The organism is Pseudomonas sp. App30 (genome assembly GCF_047947025.1).
Taxonomy (GTDB): Bacteria; Pseudomonadota; Gammaproteobacteria; order Pseudomonadales; family Pseudomonadaceae; genus Aquipseudomonas.
This window is the reverse complement of the sequence record NZ_CP133165.1, coordinates 4,828,141-4,846,080: the sequence shown is the minus strand read 5'-3', so window position 1 is coordinate 4,846,080 and position 17,940 is coordinate 4,828,141. Positions and strand designations below refer to the sequence as shown.

Genomic DNA, 17,940 nt, shown 5'->3' with positions numbered 1-17,940 from the left:
AGGAATTACCGCCATGAATAACGCCGTGAACGTGAATGTCGTGCATGAGTCCGAAGCCCAGCGCCAGCACGCCCGGGTCAAGCTGCCCGCCAAGCTGCGCTACCAGGGGCCCAACCGGGAAAACATCGAGGTGCGCATCGAGGACCTGTCGGCCGGTGGCCTGGCCTTCCACGCGCCCAAGCCGCTGAAGGAAGGTGAGGTACACCGCGGGCGCCTGATGTTCGTCATCGACACCCTGGGCCTGGGCATGGACATCGAGTTCCAGGTGCGTTCGTTCAACGACAGCACCGGCCGCGTCGGCTGCCAGTTCCAGAACCTGGAACAGCAGGACATCGCCACCATGCGCCACCTGATCACCTCGCACCTGAGCGGCGAGATCATCAGCGTCGGCGACGTGCTGGGCACCCTGCAGCGCGACAACTTCACCAAGGCGCGCAAGGACAAGAAACTGGGCGGTGGCCAGTCGGCGTTCGCCCGCCTGAAAGCCGTGACCTTCAGCGCCGGCGTGTTCGTGGTGGGCTTGGCGGCCTTCGGCTTCGTGCTGAAATCGGTGTACGGCCTGTACTTCGTGACCCACGCCCAGGCGGGCCTGGTCGCCGCACCATCGATGAACATCACCATGCCCCGCGACGGCACCGTGCAGAGCCTGGTGGGCGCCGACGGCGTGGCGCCAAAAGGCGCGCCGCTGGCCAGCTTCAGCACCAGCATGCTCGACGTGCTGAAAGGCAACCTGGACCCCGACCAACTGCAACCGGACAAGATCACCGAACTGTTCGGCAAGCAGATGACCGGCACCCTGACCTCGCCGTGTGACTGCACCGTGGGCCAACAGCTGGTTGCCGACGGCCAGTACGCCAGCAAGGGCGACGTGATCTTCACCCTGGTACCGCGCAACACTACCGCCAACGTCGAGGCGCGCTTCGCCTACCGCCAGTTCGGCGACGTGACCCCGGGTACCGCCGTGAACTTCCAGGTGGCCGGCGACAGCACCGTGCGCCAGGGCAAGATCATCAACGCCACCAGCATCAACCCGCTGGACCTGTCCTCGGACCTGCGCGTGCAGATCCAGCCCGACGAGCCACTGAACAGCAACCTCACCGGCCGCGCCGTGGACGTCAGCAGCGACCGTGGTCCGTCGCTGAACTGGCTGATGGACAAAGCCATGGCCGCCGGCCAGTAAGTGGGATCGAGGAGAACACCTGTGGCTAGCACTCTAAGAATATTGCCAGGATCTGCACTGCTGGGCCTGGCCGTGGCCATCGGCCTGGCCGGTTGCAGCGGCCTGCCGGACCAACGCCTGGCCAACGAAGCCTTGAAGCGTGGCGACACCGCGCTGGCCCAGCAGAACTATCAGCAACTGGCAGACCTGGGCTACACCGAAGCCCAGGTCGGCCTGGCCGATATCCAGGTGGGCACCCGCGACCCCGAGCAACTGCGCCAGGCCGAGGCGACCTACCGCGCCGCGGCCGACACCTCGCCACGGGCCCAGGCCCGCCTGGGCCGGTTGCTGGCCCTCAAGCCGCACCCCACCGAGGCGGAACAACGCGAAGCCGAAGGCCTGCTGAAGAAAGCCTTTGCCAACGGCGAGGGCAACACCCTGACGCCGCTGGCCATGCTCTACCTGCAATACCCCAACACCTTCCCTGGCGTGAACGCCCAGGCAAAGATCAACGAATGGCAGGCCGCCGGCTACGCCGAGGCCAACCTGGCCCAGGTGCTGGTGTACCGCATCCAGGGCACCTACGACCAGCACCTGGACGACGTCGAGAACCTGTGCCGCAAGGCGCTGACCGTGGCCGACGTGTGCTACGTGGAATTGGCCACCGTGTACCAGAAACGCCAGCAGACCGACCGTCAGCAGGCGTTGCTGGCCCAGCTGCAGGCCGCCTACGCCCGCGGCGCCGTGCCGGCCATGCGCGTGGACGCCGTGGCCCGCGTGCTGGGTGACGCCACCCTGGGCCAGACCGACGAGAAGACCGCCCAGGCCATGCTGGAAAAGATCGCCCCGGTGTACCCCGCCTCGTGGGTCAGCCTGGCGCAACTGCTCTACGACTTCCCGGAACTGGGCGACGTCGACAAGATGATGGAGTACCTGGACAAGGGCCGCAACGCCGACCAGCCGCGCGCCGAACTGCTGCTGGGCAAGGTGTACTACGAAGGCAAGCTGGTGATCCCGGACGCGAAGAAGGCCGAGCAGCACCTCAAGGCCGCCGCCCCTACCCAGATCAGCGCCCACTACTACCTGGGCCAGATCTACCGCCGTGGCTACCTGGGCGAGCCCGAGCCGCAGAAGGCCGTGGACAACCTGCTGATGGCCGCCCGCGGTGGCCAGGCCAGCGCCGACTTCGCCTTGGCACAGCTGTATTCGGGCGGCCGCGGCACCCAGCCCAACCCGGTGTACGCCTATATGTTCGTGCAACTGGCCAAGGCCCAGCCCGAACCGGCGCAGCCGGTGCTGGACCTGGCCACCCAGCTGGAAACCACCCTGACACCCGACCAACGCGCCCAGGCCCAGCAACTGCTGCAACAGGAGCAGCACGTGCGCGGTGCCATGAACCAGAACAGCAGCATTGCCCTGCAGACGCTGGAAGACGAAGACGCTGAGGACAAATCGCTATGAAACTGAACCAATGGATGAAAGCCGGCATTGGCCTGGGTTTCGCCGCGCTCTGGTCCTGCCCGACACTGGCGGCGCTGACCGCTGACCAGAACTTCGGCATCGAAGTCAAAGGCACGCTGCAGTCCGAGGACGACCGCGATCTGGGCACCCGCTCCGGCGGCGACGTCAACGGCCTGGGCCTGGACCTGCGTCCCTGGGCGTACGGCCAATGGGGCGACTGGAGCGCCTACGCCATGGGCCAGTTGGTGACCGCCACCGACACCATCCAGACCGACACCCTGCAAGAGTCCAACGTCAGCAGCGACAGCACTGCCAGCGGCCGCGAGCAGAAAAAGAACTACCTGGCCATGCGTGAATTCTGGGTCGGCTACAGCGGCTTCACGCCCTACCCCGGCGAGATCCTCAAGTTCGGCCGCCAGCGCCTGCGCAACGACGACGGCGAATGGAAAGACACCAACATCGAGGCCCTGAACTGGGACTTCGACACCACCCTGCTGCGCGCCCACGCCGGCGTCGCCGAGCGGTTCAGCGAATACCGCACCGACCTCACCGAACTGGCCGCCACCGACAAGGACGTGCTGCACGCCTACGGCGACGTCTCGTACCAGTGGACCCCGGGCCAGTGGGTTGGCGTGCGCGCCCACCACACCCATGACAGCGGCAGCCTGCCGAGCACCGGCCAGGCTATCGACGATTCGGACAAGAGCAGCACCGGCGACCTGACCTGGCTGGGCCTTGAGGCCGACAGCGACGCCTACAACCACGACAACCTGAACAACATCAACTACTGGGGCAGCCTGACGTTCATGTCCGGCAACCGCGACAGCATCGGCAGCAACGTGGTCGACGGCCAGACCGTGGCCGGCGACAAGACCAGTGGCCACGTCAACGGCTGGGCCACCGACCTGGGCCTGCGCGTGCACCTGACGCCCGAGTGGCAAGTGGGCGGCGCCTATTCGCGTGCCAGCCGCGACTACGAACAGAACGGCCTGCAGAGCAACCGCTCGACCTGGACCGGCACCCGTGCCCGCGTGGCGCGCTTCGGCGAGGCCTACCAGGCCGAGATGGCCAACGTGCAAAGCGCCTCGCTGTTCGCCAGCTGGCAGCTGCGCGACGAATACGACGCCAGCCTGATCTACCACAAGTTCTGGCGCGTGGACGGCAACCAGGGCATCGGCACCAGCACTCTGGACGCGGTGAACACCACCACCGACCCGGAAAACCCGACCGACATCACCTCCATCAGCTCGCTGCCGCTGGCTGACGGTGACAAGGACCTGGGCCAAGAGATGGACCTGGTGGTCAGCAAGTACTTCAAGCAAGGCCTGCTGCCTGCCGCCCTGAGCCAGTCCATCGACGAGCCCTCGGCGCTGGTGCGCCTGCGAGCGGGTGTGTTCAAGCCCGGCTCGGCCTATGGCAATCAAGTGGACAGCTACATGCACCGCGCCTTTATCGACGTGATCTGGCGCTTCTGATGCGACCGCGAAGGGAGTGCGAGGAAATGATGAATTCAGACAGATTGCCATGGCCCAGGGCCTTGCTGGCCACCGCCCTGCTGCTGGCCAGCGGCGCGGCCCTGGCTGCCGCGCCGGCGGCCCACCCGGCGCCGCCCCTGGGCGATGACGAGGCCAAGACCCTGCAGCAGGCCAAGACCTACACCATCACCACCGCGGCCCCCGAGTCGCTGGAGCTGGCCGCGCCGAAACTGCCCGACCTCAGCGGCTACACCGCCAAGGCCGTGGCCGCCAAGATCGACCGCCGCAAGGCCGGCAAGATCGTGGTCAAGCGCATGCTGCAGGAAGACGTGCTCAAGGAATTCATCGGCGGCGACAACAAGATGGCCGAGTGGGTGAACCGCCAGCACGGCATTCCCCAGGCCATCTTCGTCGAGGACGGCTACGTCAACCTCACCGAGCTGGTGCGCAAGCTGCCCAAGCAGTACATCCGCGAGACCGCCCCGGGCGTGTACCTGGCGCGCCTGCCGATCGTGGTCGGGCACAACGCGACCTTCGAGATCGACAAGCAGACCAAGGAACTGCGCCTGTCCCAGGAGGGCGGTGCGTTCATCGTCAACGACGGCAAGCTGTTCATCCGTGACACCCGGGTGCTGGGCTGGCGCGAGGCCGACAACGGCCCGTCGACCTTCCGCGACCCCAAGGATTTCCGCCCGTTCCTGCTGTCCTGGGGCGGCACCGAGACCTACATGGTCAACACCGTGATGGCGAGCATGGGCTACAACCAGTCCAAGTCGTACGGGGTGAGCATCTCGCAGTACACGCCGAACATGAGCGAACAGATGGGCCGTGCCCAGCCCACGGGCTGGATCATCGGCAGCACCTTCTCGGACATGTGGTACGGCTTCTACTGCTATGAGACCACCGACTTCGTGGTGAAGAGCAATACCTACCGCGACAACGTCATCTACGGCATCGACCCGCACGACCGCTCCCACGGCCTGATCATCGCCGACAACACCGTGTACGGGACCAAGAAGAAGCACGGCATCATCGTCTCCCGCGAGGTGAACGACAGCTTCATCATCAACAACCGCAGCTACGACAACCACCTGTCCGGCGTGGTGATCGACCGTAACAGCGTGGGCAACCTGGTGGCCTACAACAAGATCTACAAGAACCACACCGACGGCATCACCCTGTACGAAAGCGCCGACAACCTGCTGTGGGGCAACATGCTGCTGGGCAACAAGCGCCACGGCATCCGCGTGCGCAACAGCACCAACATCCGCCTCTACGAGAACAAGGCCCTGGGCAACGGCCTGACCGGCGTGTACGGGCACATCAAGGACCTGAGCAACACCGACCGCAACATCAAGCTCGACCCGTTCGACGCCCAGGTCTCGCTGATCCTGGTGGGTGGTGAACTGGCCGGCAACGGCACCGGGCCGCTGTCCATCGACTCGCCGCTGTCGCTTGAAATGTACCGCGTGTCGATGCTTGCCCCGACCAAATCCAGCGGCATCAGCTTCACCGGCATCCTGGGCGACCGCCAGGCCGAAATCATGGACCTGATGGTTCGCCAACAAAAAGCCGTGCTGATCGACCCTGTCGAACGCCAGACCGAAATGCAGGACTGAGGATGAATTTCATGCACCCCACCTTGATCAAGCTGCTCAGCCTGTCCGGCCTGGCCGCCGCCATGATGGCCGCGTCCAACGGCGCCAGCGCCCAGGACTTCGCCGCGCCCAAGTACCAGGCAGCGCCGTGCTGCAGCCTGTGCCCGGCCGCCCATGACGCGAAGAACTACGTCACCCGCTACCAGCAGAACTTCACCACCCTGGTACAGGCCCAGGGCGACTGGCTGTTCCGTACCCAGGAAGACCTGCGCACCGAATTCGACACCACGCCCGAAGGCTACCGCCGCCTGCAACAGCTGCACGACGCCTTCAAGAGCAAGGGCGTGGAGCTGGTGGTGGTGTACCAGCCCACCCGTGGCCTGGTGGACCGCAACAAGCTGTTCCCGGCCGACCGCGACAAGTTCCAGTACGACAAGGCGCTGCAGAACTACCAGGCCATGCTCAAGCGCTTCGCCAGCATGGGCTTCAACGTGCCGGACCTGTCGCCGCTGACCAACGAGCAGCAGGCCCACGACTTCTACTTCCGCGGTGACCAGCACTGGACCCCGTACGGCGCCCAGCGCACCGCCAAGATCGTCGCCGAGACCGTGAAGAAAATGCCGGCCTTCGCCGACATTCCCAAGCGCGAGTTCGAGACCCACCTGTCCGGCCGCATGGGCAAGACCGGTACCCTGCACAACATGGCCGGCCAGCTGTGCGGCACCAGCTACGCCATCCAGTACATGGACCAGTTCACCACCGAGCCCAAGGGCGAGGCCGCCGACGGCGACCTGTTCGGCGACGCCGGCACCCCGCAGATCACCCTGGTGGGCACCAGCCACAGCGGCAAGAACTACAACTTCTCGGGCTTCCTGGAGCAGGACATCGGTGCCGACATCCTCAACGTCGCCTTCCCCGGCGGCGGCCTGGAAGGCTCGATGCTGCAGTACCTGGGCAGCGACGACTTCCAGAAGCACCCGCCGAAAATCCTCATCTGGGAGTTCTCGCCGCTGTACCGCCTGGACCAGGAGACCATCTACCGGCAGATGATGTCGCTGCTGGACAACGGTTGCGACGGCAAGACCGCGGAGCTGTCGGCCAGCACCACGCTCAAGACCGGCAAGAACGAATTGCTGATCAACGGCCGCAACGGCATCAAGGACCTGCACAACGGCAACCACCAGATCGACATCAAGTTCGCCGACACCTCGGTCAAGACCCTGCACGCCACCCTGTGGTACCTGAACGGGCGGCATGAGGACCTGAAGATCGAAAAACCGACCACATCGGAAACCGACGGGCGCTTTGCCTTCGAGCTGCGCAACGACGAGGACTGGGCTTCGCAGAACCTGCTGGCCCTGGAAGTGGAAGGCCCCGAGGCTGGCCAACCTGCCCAGAAAGTCGAAGCCACCGTGTGCAAGCGCAACGTCTTCCCTGGCGTTCAGCAATCGCCGAAACAACAGAACGCCCAAGCCGGACTGTGAGGTTACCCATGAACCGCACCAACGCACTACGCCACCTGCTCGCCCCCACCCTGCTGGGCCTGGCCATCTTCGCCGGCCACGCCCAGGCCGCCGCGCCACTGCACCCGCCACAGGGTTACTTGGCGGCCGTGGACAAGTTCAAGACCAGCCCCAACGACCAGGGCTGCCCGGCCATGCCGCAGCCCTACACCCAGAGCCTGCAGTTCCGCAGCAAGTACGAAGGTTCGGACAAGACCCGTTCGACCTTCAACGCCACTTCTGACAAAGCCTTCCGCGATGCCACCAAGGACATCACCAGCATGGAGCGCGGCATCAGCAAGCAGGTGATGGTGTACATGCGCGACGGCAACCCGGCGCAACTGGATTGCGCGCTGAACTGGATGGTGACGTGGGCCCAGGCCGACGCGTTGATGTCCAAGGACTTCAACCACACCGGCAAGTCCATGCGCAAATGGGCACTGGGCAGCATGGCCTCGGCGTATGTGCGGCTGAAGTTCTCCGACTCGCACCCACTGGCCACCCACCAGCAGCAGACCCAGGTGATCGAAGCCTGGTTCGGGCGCCTGGCCGACCAGGTCGTGAGCGACTGGAACAACCTGCCGCTGGACCACACCAACAACCATTCGTACTGGGCGGCCTGGTCGGTGATGGCCGCATCCGTGGCCCTGGACCGTCGTGACCTGTTTGACTGGTCGGTGAAGGAATACAAGATCGGCGCCAGCCAGGTCGACGCCGATGGCTTCCTGCCCAACGAGCTCAAGCGCCAGCAGCGTGCCCTGGCCTACCACAACTACGCCCTGCCGCCGCTGGCCATGATCGCCAGCTTCGCCCAGGCCAACGGCGTGGACCTGCGCCAGGAAAACAACGGTGCCCTGAAACGCCTGGGCGACAAGGTGCTGGCCGGGGTGAAGGACCCGGACATCTTCGAAGCCAAGAACGGCAAGGACCAGGACATGACCGACCTCAAGGTGGACAGCAAATTCGCCTGGCTGGAGCCCTGGTGCAGCCTCTACAGCTGCCCGCCCGACGCGCTTGAACGCAAGCACGAAGGCCAGCCGTTCAAGACCTTCCGCCTGGGCGGCGACCTGACCAAGGTCTACGACCCCGAGCACGAAAAAGGCAACAAGGGTTCGTGAACGATTAAACGTTGGAACTGCTGAACCTGTGGGAGCTGGCTTGCCAGCGAGCTGTTGATGCCCTGAAAAGCTCGCTGGCAAGCCAGCTCCCACATTGATCAACGATCAGGCCAGCAGAATGTATTTACCCCCTGGAATAAATGGGGGGTTTGGGGGGGCTTTGGCCCTTGTGTATGGATCAAACAAGGAGAGATCGGGATGGTTTTCTCATCTAACGTGTTCCTGTTCCTGTTCTTGCCGGTCTTTCTCGGCTTGTACTACCTGTGCGGCAATCGTTACCGCAATCTGCTGTTGTTGGTCGCCAGCTACGTGTTCTACGCCTGGTGGCGGGTGGACTTCCTGGCGCTGTTCGCCGCGGTCACCCTGTGGAACTACTGGATCGGCCTGCGCGTAGGCGCCGCCGGCGTGCGCACCAAACCCGCACAGCGCTGGCTGCTGCTGGGCGTGGCCGTGGACCTGTGCGTGCTGGGCTACTTCAAGTACGCCAACTTCGGCGTGGAAAGCATCAACGCCATTATCAGCTCGTTCGGCATGCAGCCGTTCATCCTCACGCACGTGCTGTTGCCTATCGGCATCTCGTTCTACATCTTCGAATCGATCAGCTACATCATCGACGTGTACCGCGGCGACACCCCGGCCACGCGCAACCTGATCGACTTCGCCGCCTTCGTGGCCATCTTCCCGCACCTGATCGCCGGGCCGGTGCTGCGTTTCGCCGACCTGGTGGACCAGTTCAACAACCGCACCCACACCCTCGACAAGTTCAGCGAGGGCGCCACGCGGTTCATGCAGGGCTTCATCAAGAAGGTGTTCATCGCCGACACCCTGGCCACCGTCTCCGACCACTGCTTCGCCCTGGCCGCACCGACCACCGGCGACGCCTGGCTGGGCGCCCTGGCCTATACCGCGCAGCTGTACTTCGACTTCTCCGGCTACAGCGACATGGCCATCGGCCTGGGCCTGATGATGGGCTTCCGCTTCATGGAAAACTTCAAGCAGCCCTACATCAGCCAGTCGATCACCGAGTTCTGGCGCCGCTGGCACATCAGCCTGTCGACCTGGCTGCGCGACTATCTGTACATCACCCTGGGCGGCAACCGCAAAGGCACCCTGGCCACCTACCGCAACCTGTTCCTGACCATGCTGCTGGGCGGCCTGTGGCACGGCGCCAACTTCACCTACATCATCTGGGGCGCCTGGCACGGCGCGTGGCTGGCCATCGAGCGCCTGCTGGGCATCAACACCACGCCACGGGCGCTGAACCCGATTCGCTGGGCGCTGACCTTCCTGCTGGTGATCATGGGCTGGGTGATCTTCCGCGCCGAGAACCTGCACGTGGCCTACCGCATGTACGGCGCCATGTTCAGCTTCGGCGACTGGCACCTGTCCGAGCTCAACGCCGCCAGCCTCACCGGCCTGCAAGTGGCGACCCTGGTGATCGCCTACATCACCCTGGCGTTCTTCGGCCTGCGTGACCTGTACACCAACCAGCCCAAGCCAAAAGCCAAGGCCCCGGTGGCCGAAGCCAACGGCCCGGCCACCGCGCAACCTGGCCTGTACCGCGCCACCCCGGGCGATAACCCGGCCGCGCTGGCGGCCCACGCCCATGGTCATCAGGTGCAAGCCTCGTACTGGACCGTGGACTGGTCGCGCTACCTGATGCGCACCCTGGTGCTGGTGCTGTTCCTGGCCTCGATCCTGAAGCTGTCGGCGCAAAGTTTCTCGCCGTTCCTCTACTTCCAGTTCTGAGCGAGCCGACCATGACCCGATCATTACGCATCCTCTACATCCTGCTGTTCCTGGCCGTGCTGCTGGGCCTGGGCCTCTGGTCGCTGTGGAGCTTCGCCAGCTTCAACCGCACCCAACAGATGACCGTGCTCAACGGCAAGTTCACCAAGGCGGTGGAAACCCACTACGACGACCAGTTCCCGATCAAGCGCCTGGGCACCAACCTGTGGGCGGCGGTGGACTTCAAGCTGTTCCACGAAGGCCGCCCCGGCGTGGTGCTGGGCCGCGACCAGTGGCTGTACAGCGACGAGGAATTCGACCCCGTCGCCAACGGCGCCCAGGTGGAAGCCGACAATTTTGCCCTGATCAAGGGCGTGCAGGCCCAGCTCAAGCAGCACGGTGTGCAGCTAGTGCTGGCCATCGTCCCGGCCAAGGCCCGCCTGTACCCCGAGCACATCGGCGCCACCGCCCCGGCCGAGTTGCACAAGGACCTGTACCAGCAGTTCCACGCCCAGGCTGCGGCCGCCGGCATTTTCGCCCCCGACCTGCTGGCCCCGCTGCAGCAGGCCAAGGCCCAGGGCCAGGTGTTCCTGCGCACCGACACCCACTGGACGCCCATGGGCGCCGACGTGGTCGCCCACAACCTGGGCACCGCCATCAGCGCGCACATGCCGCTCAGCGGCCAGCCGCAGACCTTCGTCACTGCCAGCGACAGCAGCAAGCCCTACAAGGGCGACCTGACCAACTTCCTGCCCCTGGACCCGCTGTTCAGCAACCTGCTGCCCAAACCGGATGAGCTGGCCCAGCGCACCACCACCCAGGCAGGCGAGCAGGCCGACAGCGGCGACGCGCTGTTTGGCGGCAGCGAGATCCCGGTGGCCCTGGTGGGCACCAGCTACAGCGCCAACCCGCACTGGAACTTCCTGGGCGCGCTGAAGCAGTCGCTCAACAGCGACGTCGTCAACTACGCCGAAGACGGCCACGGCCCGATCCTGCCGATGCTCAAGTACCTGCAAACCGACGCCTTCAAGAACAGCCCGCCACAGGTGCTGATCTGGGAGTTCCCGGAACGTTATCTGCCAATGAAGAACGACCTCGGCGACTTCGACCCGAACTGGATCGCCGAACTGAAAAAAGACCCGAATACCAACCAGAACCTGGCTGTGGGCCAATCCAACTGAGCCGTTGAAAAGCTCGAACCTTACAAGCAAAGAGGAAATGCACATGACCGCACATACCACCAAGAACCGTCTGGCCGCTGCCCTGATTGCCGCCACCGGCCTGCTCTCCGCACACGCCTTCGCCGGTGGCGATGCCGCCCTCTACGGCCCTACCGCGCCAAAAGGCTCGGCGTTCGTGCGGGTCTACAACGCCGGCAACCAGGAAGTCAGCGCCAGCGTCGGCAACACCAACCTCAACGAGATCGCGCCGCTGGCCAGCAGCGACTTCAGCTTCATGCCCCAGGGCGACTACAGCGCCAAGGTCGGCAGCAAGACCCTGCCGGTGAAGCTGGCCTCGGACCACTACTACACCGTGGTCAACAACACCAACGGCAACCCGCAGCTGGTGGAAGAGCCACCGTTCAAGAACAAGCAGAAGTCGCTGGTACGCGTGCAGAACCTCAGTGACAAGCCGCTGACCCTGAAGACCGCCGACGGCAAGACCGACGTGGTCAAGGACGTGGCCGCCAAGGGCACCGGCGAGCGCGAGATCAACCCGGTGAAAGTCAGCCTGGCGCTGTACGAAGGCGACAAGAAGGTCAGCGACCTCAAGCCCGTGGCCCTGGAGCGTGGCGAGGCCGCCGTGCTCTACGTGACCGGCGAAGGCAGCAGCCTGTCGCCAGTCTGGGTACAGCGCCCGGTGTCCACCCGCTGAGAAGCATCGAGCCGGCCGCCCGCAGCAACGGGCGGCCAGCAGGGAACAACAACAAGACAGAAACGGCAACGCGTCTAACTAACCATTCGTTTTATGGAGAAACATTATGATTCCGGTGATCTTGTCAGGTGGTAGTGGCTCTCGTCTGTGGCCGCTTTCGCGCAAGCAATTCCCCAAGCAATTCCTGGCCCTGACCGGCGAGCACACGCTGTTCCAGCAAACCCTGGAGCGCCTGGTGTTCGAAGGCATGGACACCCCCATCGTGGTCTGCAACAAGGATCACCGCTTCATCGTCAACGAACAGTTGGCCAACCTGAAGCTGGAAACCCAGGGCATCCTGATGGAGCCCTTCGGCCGCAATACCGCGCCAGCCGTGGCCCTGACCGCCATGAAGCTGGTGAATGAAGGCCGCGACGAGCTGATGCTGGTGCTGCCCGCCGACCACGTGATCGACGACCAGAAAGCCCTGCAACGCGCCCTGGCCCTGGCCACCGTGGCCGCCGAGCGCGGCGAGATGGTGCTGTTCGGCGTGCCGGCCACCAAGCCGGAAACCGGTTATGGCTACATCAAGTCCACCAACGATGCGCTGCTGCCAGAAGGCGTGAGCCGCGTGGCCCAGTTCGTCGAGAAACCGGATGAAAAACGCGCCAGCGAATTCGTCGAGGCCGGTGGCTACTTCTGGAACAGCGGCATGTTCCTGTTCCGCGCCAGCCGCTTCCTGGAAGAGCTGAAAAAGCACGACCCGGACATCTACGACACCTGCATGCTCACCCTTGAGCGCAGCGTGAAGGACGGCGACAACATCGAGATCGACGAAGCCACCTTCGCCTGCTGCCCGGACAATTCCATCGACTACGCGGTGATGGAAAAGACCCAGCGCGCCTGCGTGGTGCCGCTGACCGCCGGCTGGAGCGATGTGGGCTGCTGGTCGTCGCTGTGGGACGTGCACGAGAAGGACGCCAACGGCAACGTCACCAAGGGCGACGTGGTGGTGCAGGACAGCCGCAACTGCATGATCCATGGCAACGGCAAGCTGGTGTCGGTGATCGGCCTGGAAAACATCGTGGTGGTGGAAACCAAGGACGCGATGATGATTGCCCACAAGGACAAGGTCCAGGGCGTGAAGCAGATGGTCGCCACCCTCAACGAGCAGGGCCGCAGCGAAACCCAGAACCACTGCGAAGTGTACCGCCCCTGGGGCTCGTACGACTCGGTGGACATGGGCGGCCGCTTCCAGGTCAAGCACATCTCGGTGAAACCGGGCGCCTGCCTGAGCCTGCAGATGCACCACCACCGCGCCGAGCACTGGATCGTGGTGTCGGGCACCGCCGAGGTGACCTGCGACGAGAACGTGTTCCTGCTGTGCGAGAACCAGTCCACCTACATCCCGATCGCCTCGGTGCACCGCCTGCGCAACCCGGGCAAGATCCCGCTGGAAATCATCGAAGTGCAGTCGGGCAGCTACCTGGGTGAAGACGACATCGAGCGCTTCGAGGATATCTACGGCCGTTCCACCCCGATCGAGCGCGGCGTGTCGGTGAAAACCATCGCCCAGTAAGCTCGCCCCGAAAGCCCCTGCCTCATCCGCTGCGTCCCCTATCCGCAGCCGGTGAGGCAGGGGCTTTTTTATTGGGTTACGATGGCAGGCCTGTCCCACAACACGCGATCAAAGCCATGCTCATCGGCACTCTCCTCATCATCTCCTGGCTGTTCCTGCTCATTCGCTACCCGAAGAAAGCCCTGCCGATTTCCCTGGTGGCGGTAGTTGGCCTGGCCATGGTCGGCCTCAGCGTGCTGTGGCAGGACAACCGCGAACTGGCACAACTGGCGCGCATGGGCCTGCACTTCAAGTACGAGGCCGAGCAGTGCCCCGCCGACAAGCCGCTGCAAGTGAGCATGAAGAACGGCAACAGCGTGCCCATGGTGGAGCTGCAATGGCGCCTGGCCGCCTTCGCGCCGGGTGACACCGTGAACCTGGTGCAGGACGACTACGACGCCCCGCGCTACCGCGGCCCGGGCCAGTTGCAGCCCGGCGCCAGCTGGAGCGACTGCCTGCCGCTGCCGCCGCTGCGCCCCGGCTACCGCGCGCAGACCCTGGAATGGCGGGCCGAGCGGGTGCAAGGGCGCTTCGCCAACTGACGGGGTACCTGTCAGTTCTTACAGTTTCGCGCTGTGCCCCATAGGCGTTGAATACGTGATCACGTTATTCATCATGGGGACAGCGACATGAATGCCATCAAACCGCTCGAAAACGCTGCCGCCTTCGTCGAACATTTCGGCGAAGGCAAGCAGACCGGCGCCAATGAATATGCCTTTGCCCCGGCACGCCGGGGGCGGCTTTTGTTATTGCACTCGGCTGGGTGCCCTAGCTGCAGCATGCGCCTGCAGCACCTCACGGCCATCGCCAGCCAGCACCCGGGCGTCGACATCTTCAGCATGCCCACCGAAGGCAACGGCGCCCTGTGGCAGCCCCTGGGCGTGACCGGGGTGCCGGCGCAGTTCGTGGTGCACGCTGATGGCCATGGATTATTGATCACGGGGGGCAAGGATGAGCAGCTAGACTGCGCCTTGATCGACCTCATACCCGACTCGCCGAACAAGGACCCCGTATGCCCGTCACCCTCATCACCGGCTGCTCGAGCGGCATCGGCCTCGCCCTCGCGCGCAGCTTCCAGCAGGCAGGCCACAGCGTCTGGGCAACGGCACGACGACCCGCGGACGTAGAGCGCCTGGCGGCCGAAGGCTTCCAGGCGCGCCAGCTCGATGTCAACGACGAGGCCGCGCTGGCGGCCCTGGCCGCCGAGCTGCCGCAGCTGGATATCCTCATCAACAACGCCGGCTACGGCGCCATGGGCCCGCTGCTGGACGGCGGCGTGGCCGGCATGCGCCAGCAGTTCGAGACCAACGTCTTCGCCATCGTCGGCGTCACCCGCGCGCTGTTCCCGTTGCTGCGTGCCAGCCGCGGGCTGGTGGTGAACATCGGCAGCGTCTCCGGCGTGCTGGTAACGCCGTTCGCCGGCGCCTACTGCGCCTCCAAGGCCGCCGTGCATGGCTTGAGCGATGCGTTGCGCATGGAACTGGCGCCGTTCGGCATTCGCGTGATGGAAGTACAGCCGGGCGCCATCGACACCCAGTTCGCCAACAACGCCAGCCGCGAAGCCGAACAGGTGCTGGCCGAGGGTTCGCCGTGGTGGCCGTTGCAGGCGCAGATCCGCGCGCGGGCCCGGGCGTCGCAGGACCGGCCCACCCCAGCCGACGCGTTCGCCAGCCGCCTGCTGGCCGCCGTGCAGAAGCCGGTGCCGCCGCGCCTGGTGCGCATCGGCAACGGCAGCCGGGCGTTGCCGTGGCTGGAGAGGTGGGTGCCGAAGGGCATCGTCGAAGGGATTTTAAAGCGCAAGTTCGGGTTGCATAAAAACCTGTAGGCGCTGCGGCCTACAACCTACGTTTCAGAGGTTTCCCACAACATGCAGAGGATGGCTCCGATAGACCATCCCTGCTCGGTATCATAATTTGATACCATGAATACTCGACAGCTCCACACTCTGAAAGTCGTCTTCAGCAAACCAGTACCCGTGACGCTCGAATGGCACCGTATCGAGGCCCTCTTCATCGCCTGCGGGGCCCGGGTAGTGGAAGGCAATGGCTCACGGGTCCGGTTCGAACTCAACGGCGCGGTGGGCACCTTCCATCGACCTCACCCCGACAAAGAGGCCAAGGCCTACCAAGTCAAGGATGCCCGGGTGTTTCTCGAACAAGCAGGAGTTACACCATGAACGTGATGAGTTACATGGGCTATACCGCCCGCATCGAATACAGCGACGAAGATGGCCTGCTGATTGGCCACCTGGCTGGCATCAAGGATGTGGTCGGGTTTCATGGCGAATCGGTGTCCGAATTGCGCGCCGCCTTCGAGGAGGCCGTAGTGGACTATCTCGATACGTGCCGGAAACTGGGAAAGGAGCCGCAAAAAGCCTATTCCGGCAAATTGAGCCTGCGCCTGGAACCCAGCCTTCACGCAACCGTTGCGGTGAAAGCCGAGCTGGCGCACAAAAGCATCAACCAGTGGGTAACCGAAGTCCTGGCGAAAGAGGCACGGTTTTCACTGGGCTAGATGCTTTGAAACGGCGTCGTCTGCATCGCGACTAAAGTCGGCTCCTACGCCGTGCGTGGTAGGAGCCGTCCTTGGCCGCGCGCCGAGGTACACGGCCCCCCCGTAGCAGCGGCCGTAGGCCGCGTCCGCAGGCGCCGCGCATGGCGGGCAGACCGCGCAGAGGCCTGACGCAGCCTGGCGGCAGCTGCTACGCGGGTTCGGTTTAGCCGCTGCTGCCAGGCTGTGCTGGGCCGGCCGATGGACCGCGTCGGCGGCTACATCTTCACGCGAAGGCGCCGCGCGCCTCGATCACGTCCAGCACCGCACAGCCTTCCTCCAGCAACAGATTTGCCGTGTTGACCACCGCTTTCAGGTCCTGATCATCACTGTTGCTCAGCGTCAGGCTGCTCAGTGATTGCATCAATTCACGGGCGGTACCAATGCGGTGCATGGCCAGGGCGTAGAGGGTTGCTACGGGAGCCTGAGTGTCGAGGAAGATTGCGGGGGAATGGGGAAGCGGAATTAAAGACATAGGTCACTCCATTGAGAAAACAGAGCTGCCTGCATCGTCGCCAAACGATGGGTGGCAGCTGTACGCAGGTTGGCGAACCGGTGTTTTCTCAATCCCGGCAGACCCGGAGGTCTCCCGCGCACAGCTGCCATAACGCAACATCGCGGGTACGAGAATACCCACGATGATCGTGCTGCGCTGGTGCGCTGAAAAAACAAGCGGGTCGCCAAACCCGGTCGCAGGGTGCTGCGACGGGGGGCAGGTTAGCGTTGCGGTTAGGATGGTGCAAGACGATCCGAGAATTTCGGAAAGGTCTTACAGGTGCTGCTCCCCAGCAAAAATCATTCAGCCCCCGCCGAGCCTTCCTTCACAACTACCGTACACGTAGTACCCGCCGCCAGCAAAAACCCCTCCGGCACTTCATCAATATGAATCCGCACCGGCACCCGCTGGGCCAACCGCACCCAGTTGAACGTCGGGTTCACATCGGCCACCAGCTCGCGGCTCTCGGGGTTGTCGCGGTCGTAGATGCCGCGCGAGATGCTCTCGACGTGGCCCTTGAGCACTTCGCCGCTCATCATCTGCAGGTCAGCCTTGTCGCCCACCTTCACGTGGGGCAGCTTGGTTTCCTCGAAGAAGCCGTACACCCAGAACGAATTCTTGTCGACCACGGCCATTTTCGCCTCGCCGGTGCGGGCGTAGTCGCCCACGTGCACGTTGAGGTTGGTGACGTAGCCGTCCACCGTGGCCAGCACCTTGGTGCGGGCCAGGTTCAGCTGGGCGGCGTCCAGCGCGGCCACGGCCTGCTGGTAGTCGGCCTCGGCGGAGCTGGCGACGTTGCCGGCGTCTTCGCGGCTTTCCTTGGACACCACCAGGTTGTCCATGTCGGCGCGGCGCTTGGCGTTCACCTGGCGCATTTCCCACGTGGCCTTGCGCGAGGCAACCAGCGCCTGGGCCTGCTTGACGGCGATCTGGTAGTGCTCGGGGTCGATCTGCAGCAGCACGTCGCCCTTCTTCACCAGTTGGTTGTCACGCACCGGCACCGCCACCACGTAGCCGGACACGTCCGGGGCGACGTTGATGATGTCGGCGCGCACGCGGCCGTCGCGGGTCCAGGGGGTTTCCATGTAGTGCACCCACAGCTCGCGGCCGATGAACACGGCCAGGGCCAGTATCAGCAGGGTGGCAATCAGGCTGAAAAACTTTTTCATCAGGTCGGTCTCAACGGTAAACGGTTAGCGCCATGGCGCCGAACAGGCAGACGAACAGGCTCAGGCGCAGCAGCGCCGGGTGCCAGAAGAAGCGGTACAGGTCCAGGCCGCTGATCAGGCGGTCCAGCACCCAACCCACGCCCAGGGCAATCAGGAACATCAGGGTCATGGTCGGCATGTACACGCCATGAAAGGCTATTTCGCGAGGCATG

18 protein-coding genes are annotated in these 17,940 nt (G+C 64.3%); 15 read left to right on the top strand and 3 right to left on the bottom strand.

Going from position 1 to position 17,940, the window contains the following annotated elements; all coding sequences use genetic code 11:
• Window positions 1–13 precede the first annotated feature (13 nt).
• The 15 genes from RAM80_RS22430 to RAM80_RS22360 all read left to right on the top strand — a co-directional run bounded on the left by RAM80_RS22430 (window position 14) and on the right by RAM80_RS22360 (window position 16,027).
• The gene (locus RAM80_RS22430; protein ID WP_416422613.1) at window positions 14–1,180 is read left to right on the top strand and encodes a PilZ domain-containing protein; all 1,167 of its coding nucleotides are present in this window, start codon (window positions 14–16) and stop codon (window positions 1,178–1,180) included.
• Between the two features lie 21 nt (window positions 1,181–1,201).
• Window positions 1,202–2,620: an alginate biosynthesis TPR repeat lipoprotein AlgK gene (algK, locus tag RAM80_RS22425; RefSeq protein ID WP_416422612.1), complete on the top strand. Its 1,419-nt coding sequence runs from the start codon at window positions 1,202–1,204 to the stop codon at window positions 2,618–2,620.
• A complete protein-coding gene (locus RAM80_RS22420) occupies window positions 2,617–4,095 on the top strand; it encodes an alginate export family protein (RefSeq protein WP_416422611.1) in 1,479 nt (492 codons plus the stop codon). Before algK ends, RAM80_RS22420 begins: the two co-directional genes overlap by 4 nt.
• 26 nt (window positions 4,096–4,121) lie before the next feature.
• Window positions 4,122–5,714 carry a mannuronan 5-epimerase AlgG gene (algG, locus tag RAM80_RS22415; protein WP_416422610.1) on the top strand — a complete coding sequence of 531 codons (1,593 nt, stop codon included), beginning with the start codon at window positions 4,122–4,124 and terminating at the stop codon, window positions 5,712–5,714.
• An 11-nt stretch (window positions 5,715–5,725) separates the two neighbouring features.
• The gene (locus tag RAM80_RS22410; RefSeq protein WP_416422609.1) at window positions 5,726–7,177 is read left to right on the top strand and encodes an alginate O-acetyltransferase; all 1,452 of its coding nucleotides are present in this window, start codon (window positions 5,726–5,728) and stop codon (window positions 7,175–7,177) included.
• A gap of 8 nt (window positions 7,178–7,185) precedes the next feature.
• Window positions 7,186–8,313, top strand: a complete 1,128-nt coding sequence (locus RAM80_RS22405) for a mannuronate-specific alginate lyase (RefSeq protein ID WP_416422608.1) — start codon at window positions 7,186–7,188, stop codon at window positions 8,311–8,313.
• A gap of 198 nt (window positions 8,314–8,511) precedes the next feature.
• Window positions 8,512–10,062, top strand: coding sequence for an MBOAT family O-acyltransferase (locus RAM80_RS22400; RefSeq protein ID WP_416422607.1), 1,551 nt, complete (start codon window positions 8,512–8,514; stop codon window positions 10,060–10,062).
• Between the two features lie 11 nt (window positions 10,063–10,073).
• Complete coding sequence (locus RAM80_RS22395) at window positions 10,074–11,222, top strand: alginate O-acetyltransferase (RefSeq protein WP_416422606.1); 1,149 nt, start codon at window positions 10,074–10,076, stop codon at window positions 11,220–11,222.
• A 43-nt stretch (window positions 11,223–11,265) separates the two neighbouring features.
• Window positions 11,266–11,916, top strand: a complete 651-nt coding sequence (locus RAM80_RS22390) for an alginate O-acetyltransferase AlgF (RefSeq protein ID WP_027979062.1) — start codon at window positions 11,266–11,268, stop codon at window positions 11,914–11,916.
• A 106-nt stretch (window positions 11,917–12,022) separates the two neighbouring features.
• Entirely contained in the window at window positions 12,023–13,474 is a 1,452-nt protein-coding gene (locus RAM80_RS22385; RefSeq protein WP_416422605.1) for a mannose-1-phosphate guanylyltransferase/mannose-6-phosphate isomerase, read from the top strand.
• 116 nt (window positions 13,475–13,590) lie between these two features.
• Window positions 13,591–14,055: a multidrug transporter gene (locus RAM80_RS22380; RefSeq protein WP_416422604.1), complete on the top strand. Its 465-nt coding sequence runs from the start codon at window positions 13,591–13,593 to the stop codon at window positions 14,053–14,055.
• A gap of 87 nt (window positions 14,056–14,142) precedes the next feature.
• Window positions 14,143–14,640 (top strand): TlpA family protein disulfide reductase, encoded by a 498-nt coding sequence (locus tag RAM80_RS22375; protein ID WP_416422603.1) that lies wholly within the window; start codon window positions 14,143–14,145, stop codon window positions 14,638–14,640.
• Window positions 14,526–15,338, top strand: a complete 813-nt coding sequence (locus tag RAM80_RS22370) for an SDR family oxidoreductase (protein ID WP_416422602.1) — start codon at window positions 14,526–14,528, stop codon at window positions 15,336–15,338. Before RAM80_RS22375 ends, RAM80_RS22370 begins: the two co-directional genes overlap by 115 nt.
• A gap of 96 nt (window positions 15,339–15,434) precedes the next feature.
• Window positions 15,435–15,689, top strand: a complete 255-nt coding sequence (locus RAM80_RS22365; protein WP_416422601.1) for a type II toxin-antitoxin system HicA family toxin — start codon at window positions 15,435–15,437, stop codon at window positions 15,687–15,689.
• Window positions 15,686–16,027, top strand: a complete 342-nt coding sequence (locus tag RAM80_RS22360) for a type II toxin-antitoxin system HicB family antitoxin (protein WP_416422600.1) — start codon at window positions 15,686–15,688, stop codon at window positions 16,025–16,027. The genes RAM80_RS22365 and RAM80_RS22360 overlap by 4 nt, the downstream gene beginning before the upstream one ends.
• 262 nt (window positions 16,028–16,289) lie before the next feature.
• On the opposite strand, the gene RAM80_RS22355 is transcribed toward RAM80_RS22360, so the two are convergent.
• From RAM80_RS22355 to RAM80_RS22345, 3 genes are all read right to left on the bottom strand, one after another.
• A complete protein-coding gene (locus RAM80_RS22355) occupies window positions 16,290–16,538 on the bottom strand; it encodes a hypothetical protein (RefSeq protein ID WP_416422599.1) in 249 nt (82 codons plus the stop codon).
• A gap of 320 nt (window positions 16,539–16,858) precedes the next feature.
• Complete coding sequence (locus tag RAM80_RS22350; protein WP_416422598.1) at window positions 16,859–17,728, bottom strand: efflux RND transporter periplasmic adaptor subunit; 870 nt, start codon at window positions 17,726–17,728, stop codon at window positions 16,859–16,861.
• 10 nt (window positions 17,729–17,738) lie between these two features.
• Window positions 17,739–17,939, bottom strand: coding sequence for a DUF1656 domain-containing protein (locus tag RAM80_RS22345; RefSeq protein WP_416422597.1), 201 nt, complete (start codon window positions 17,937–17,939; stop codon window positions 17,739–17,741).
• Window position 17,940 lies beyond the last annotated feature (1 nt).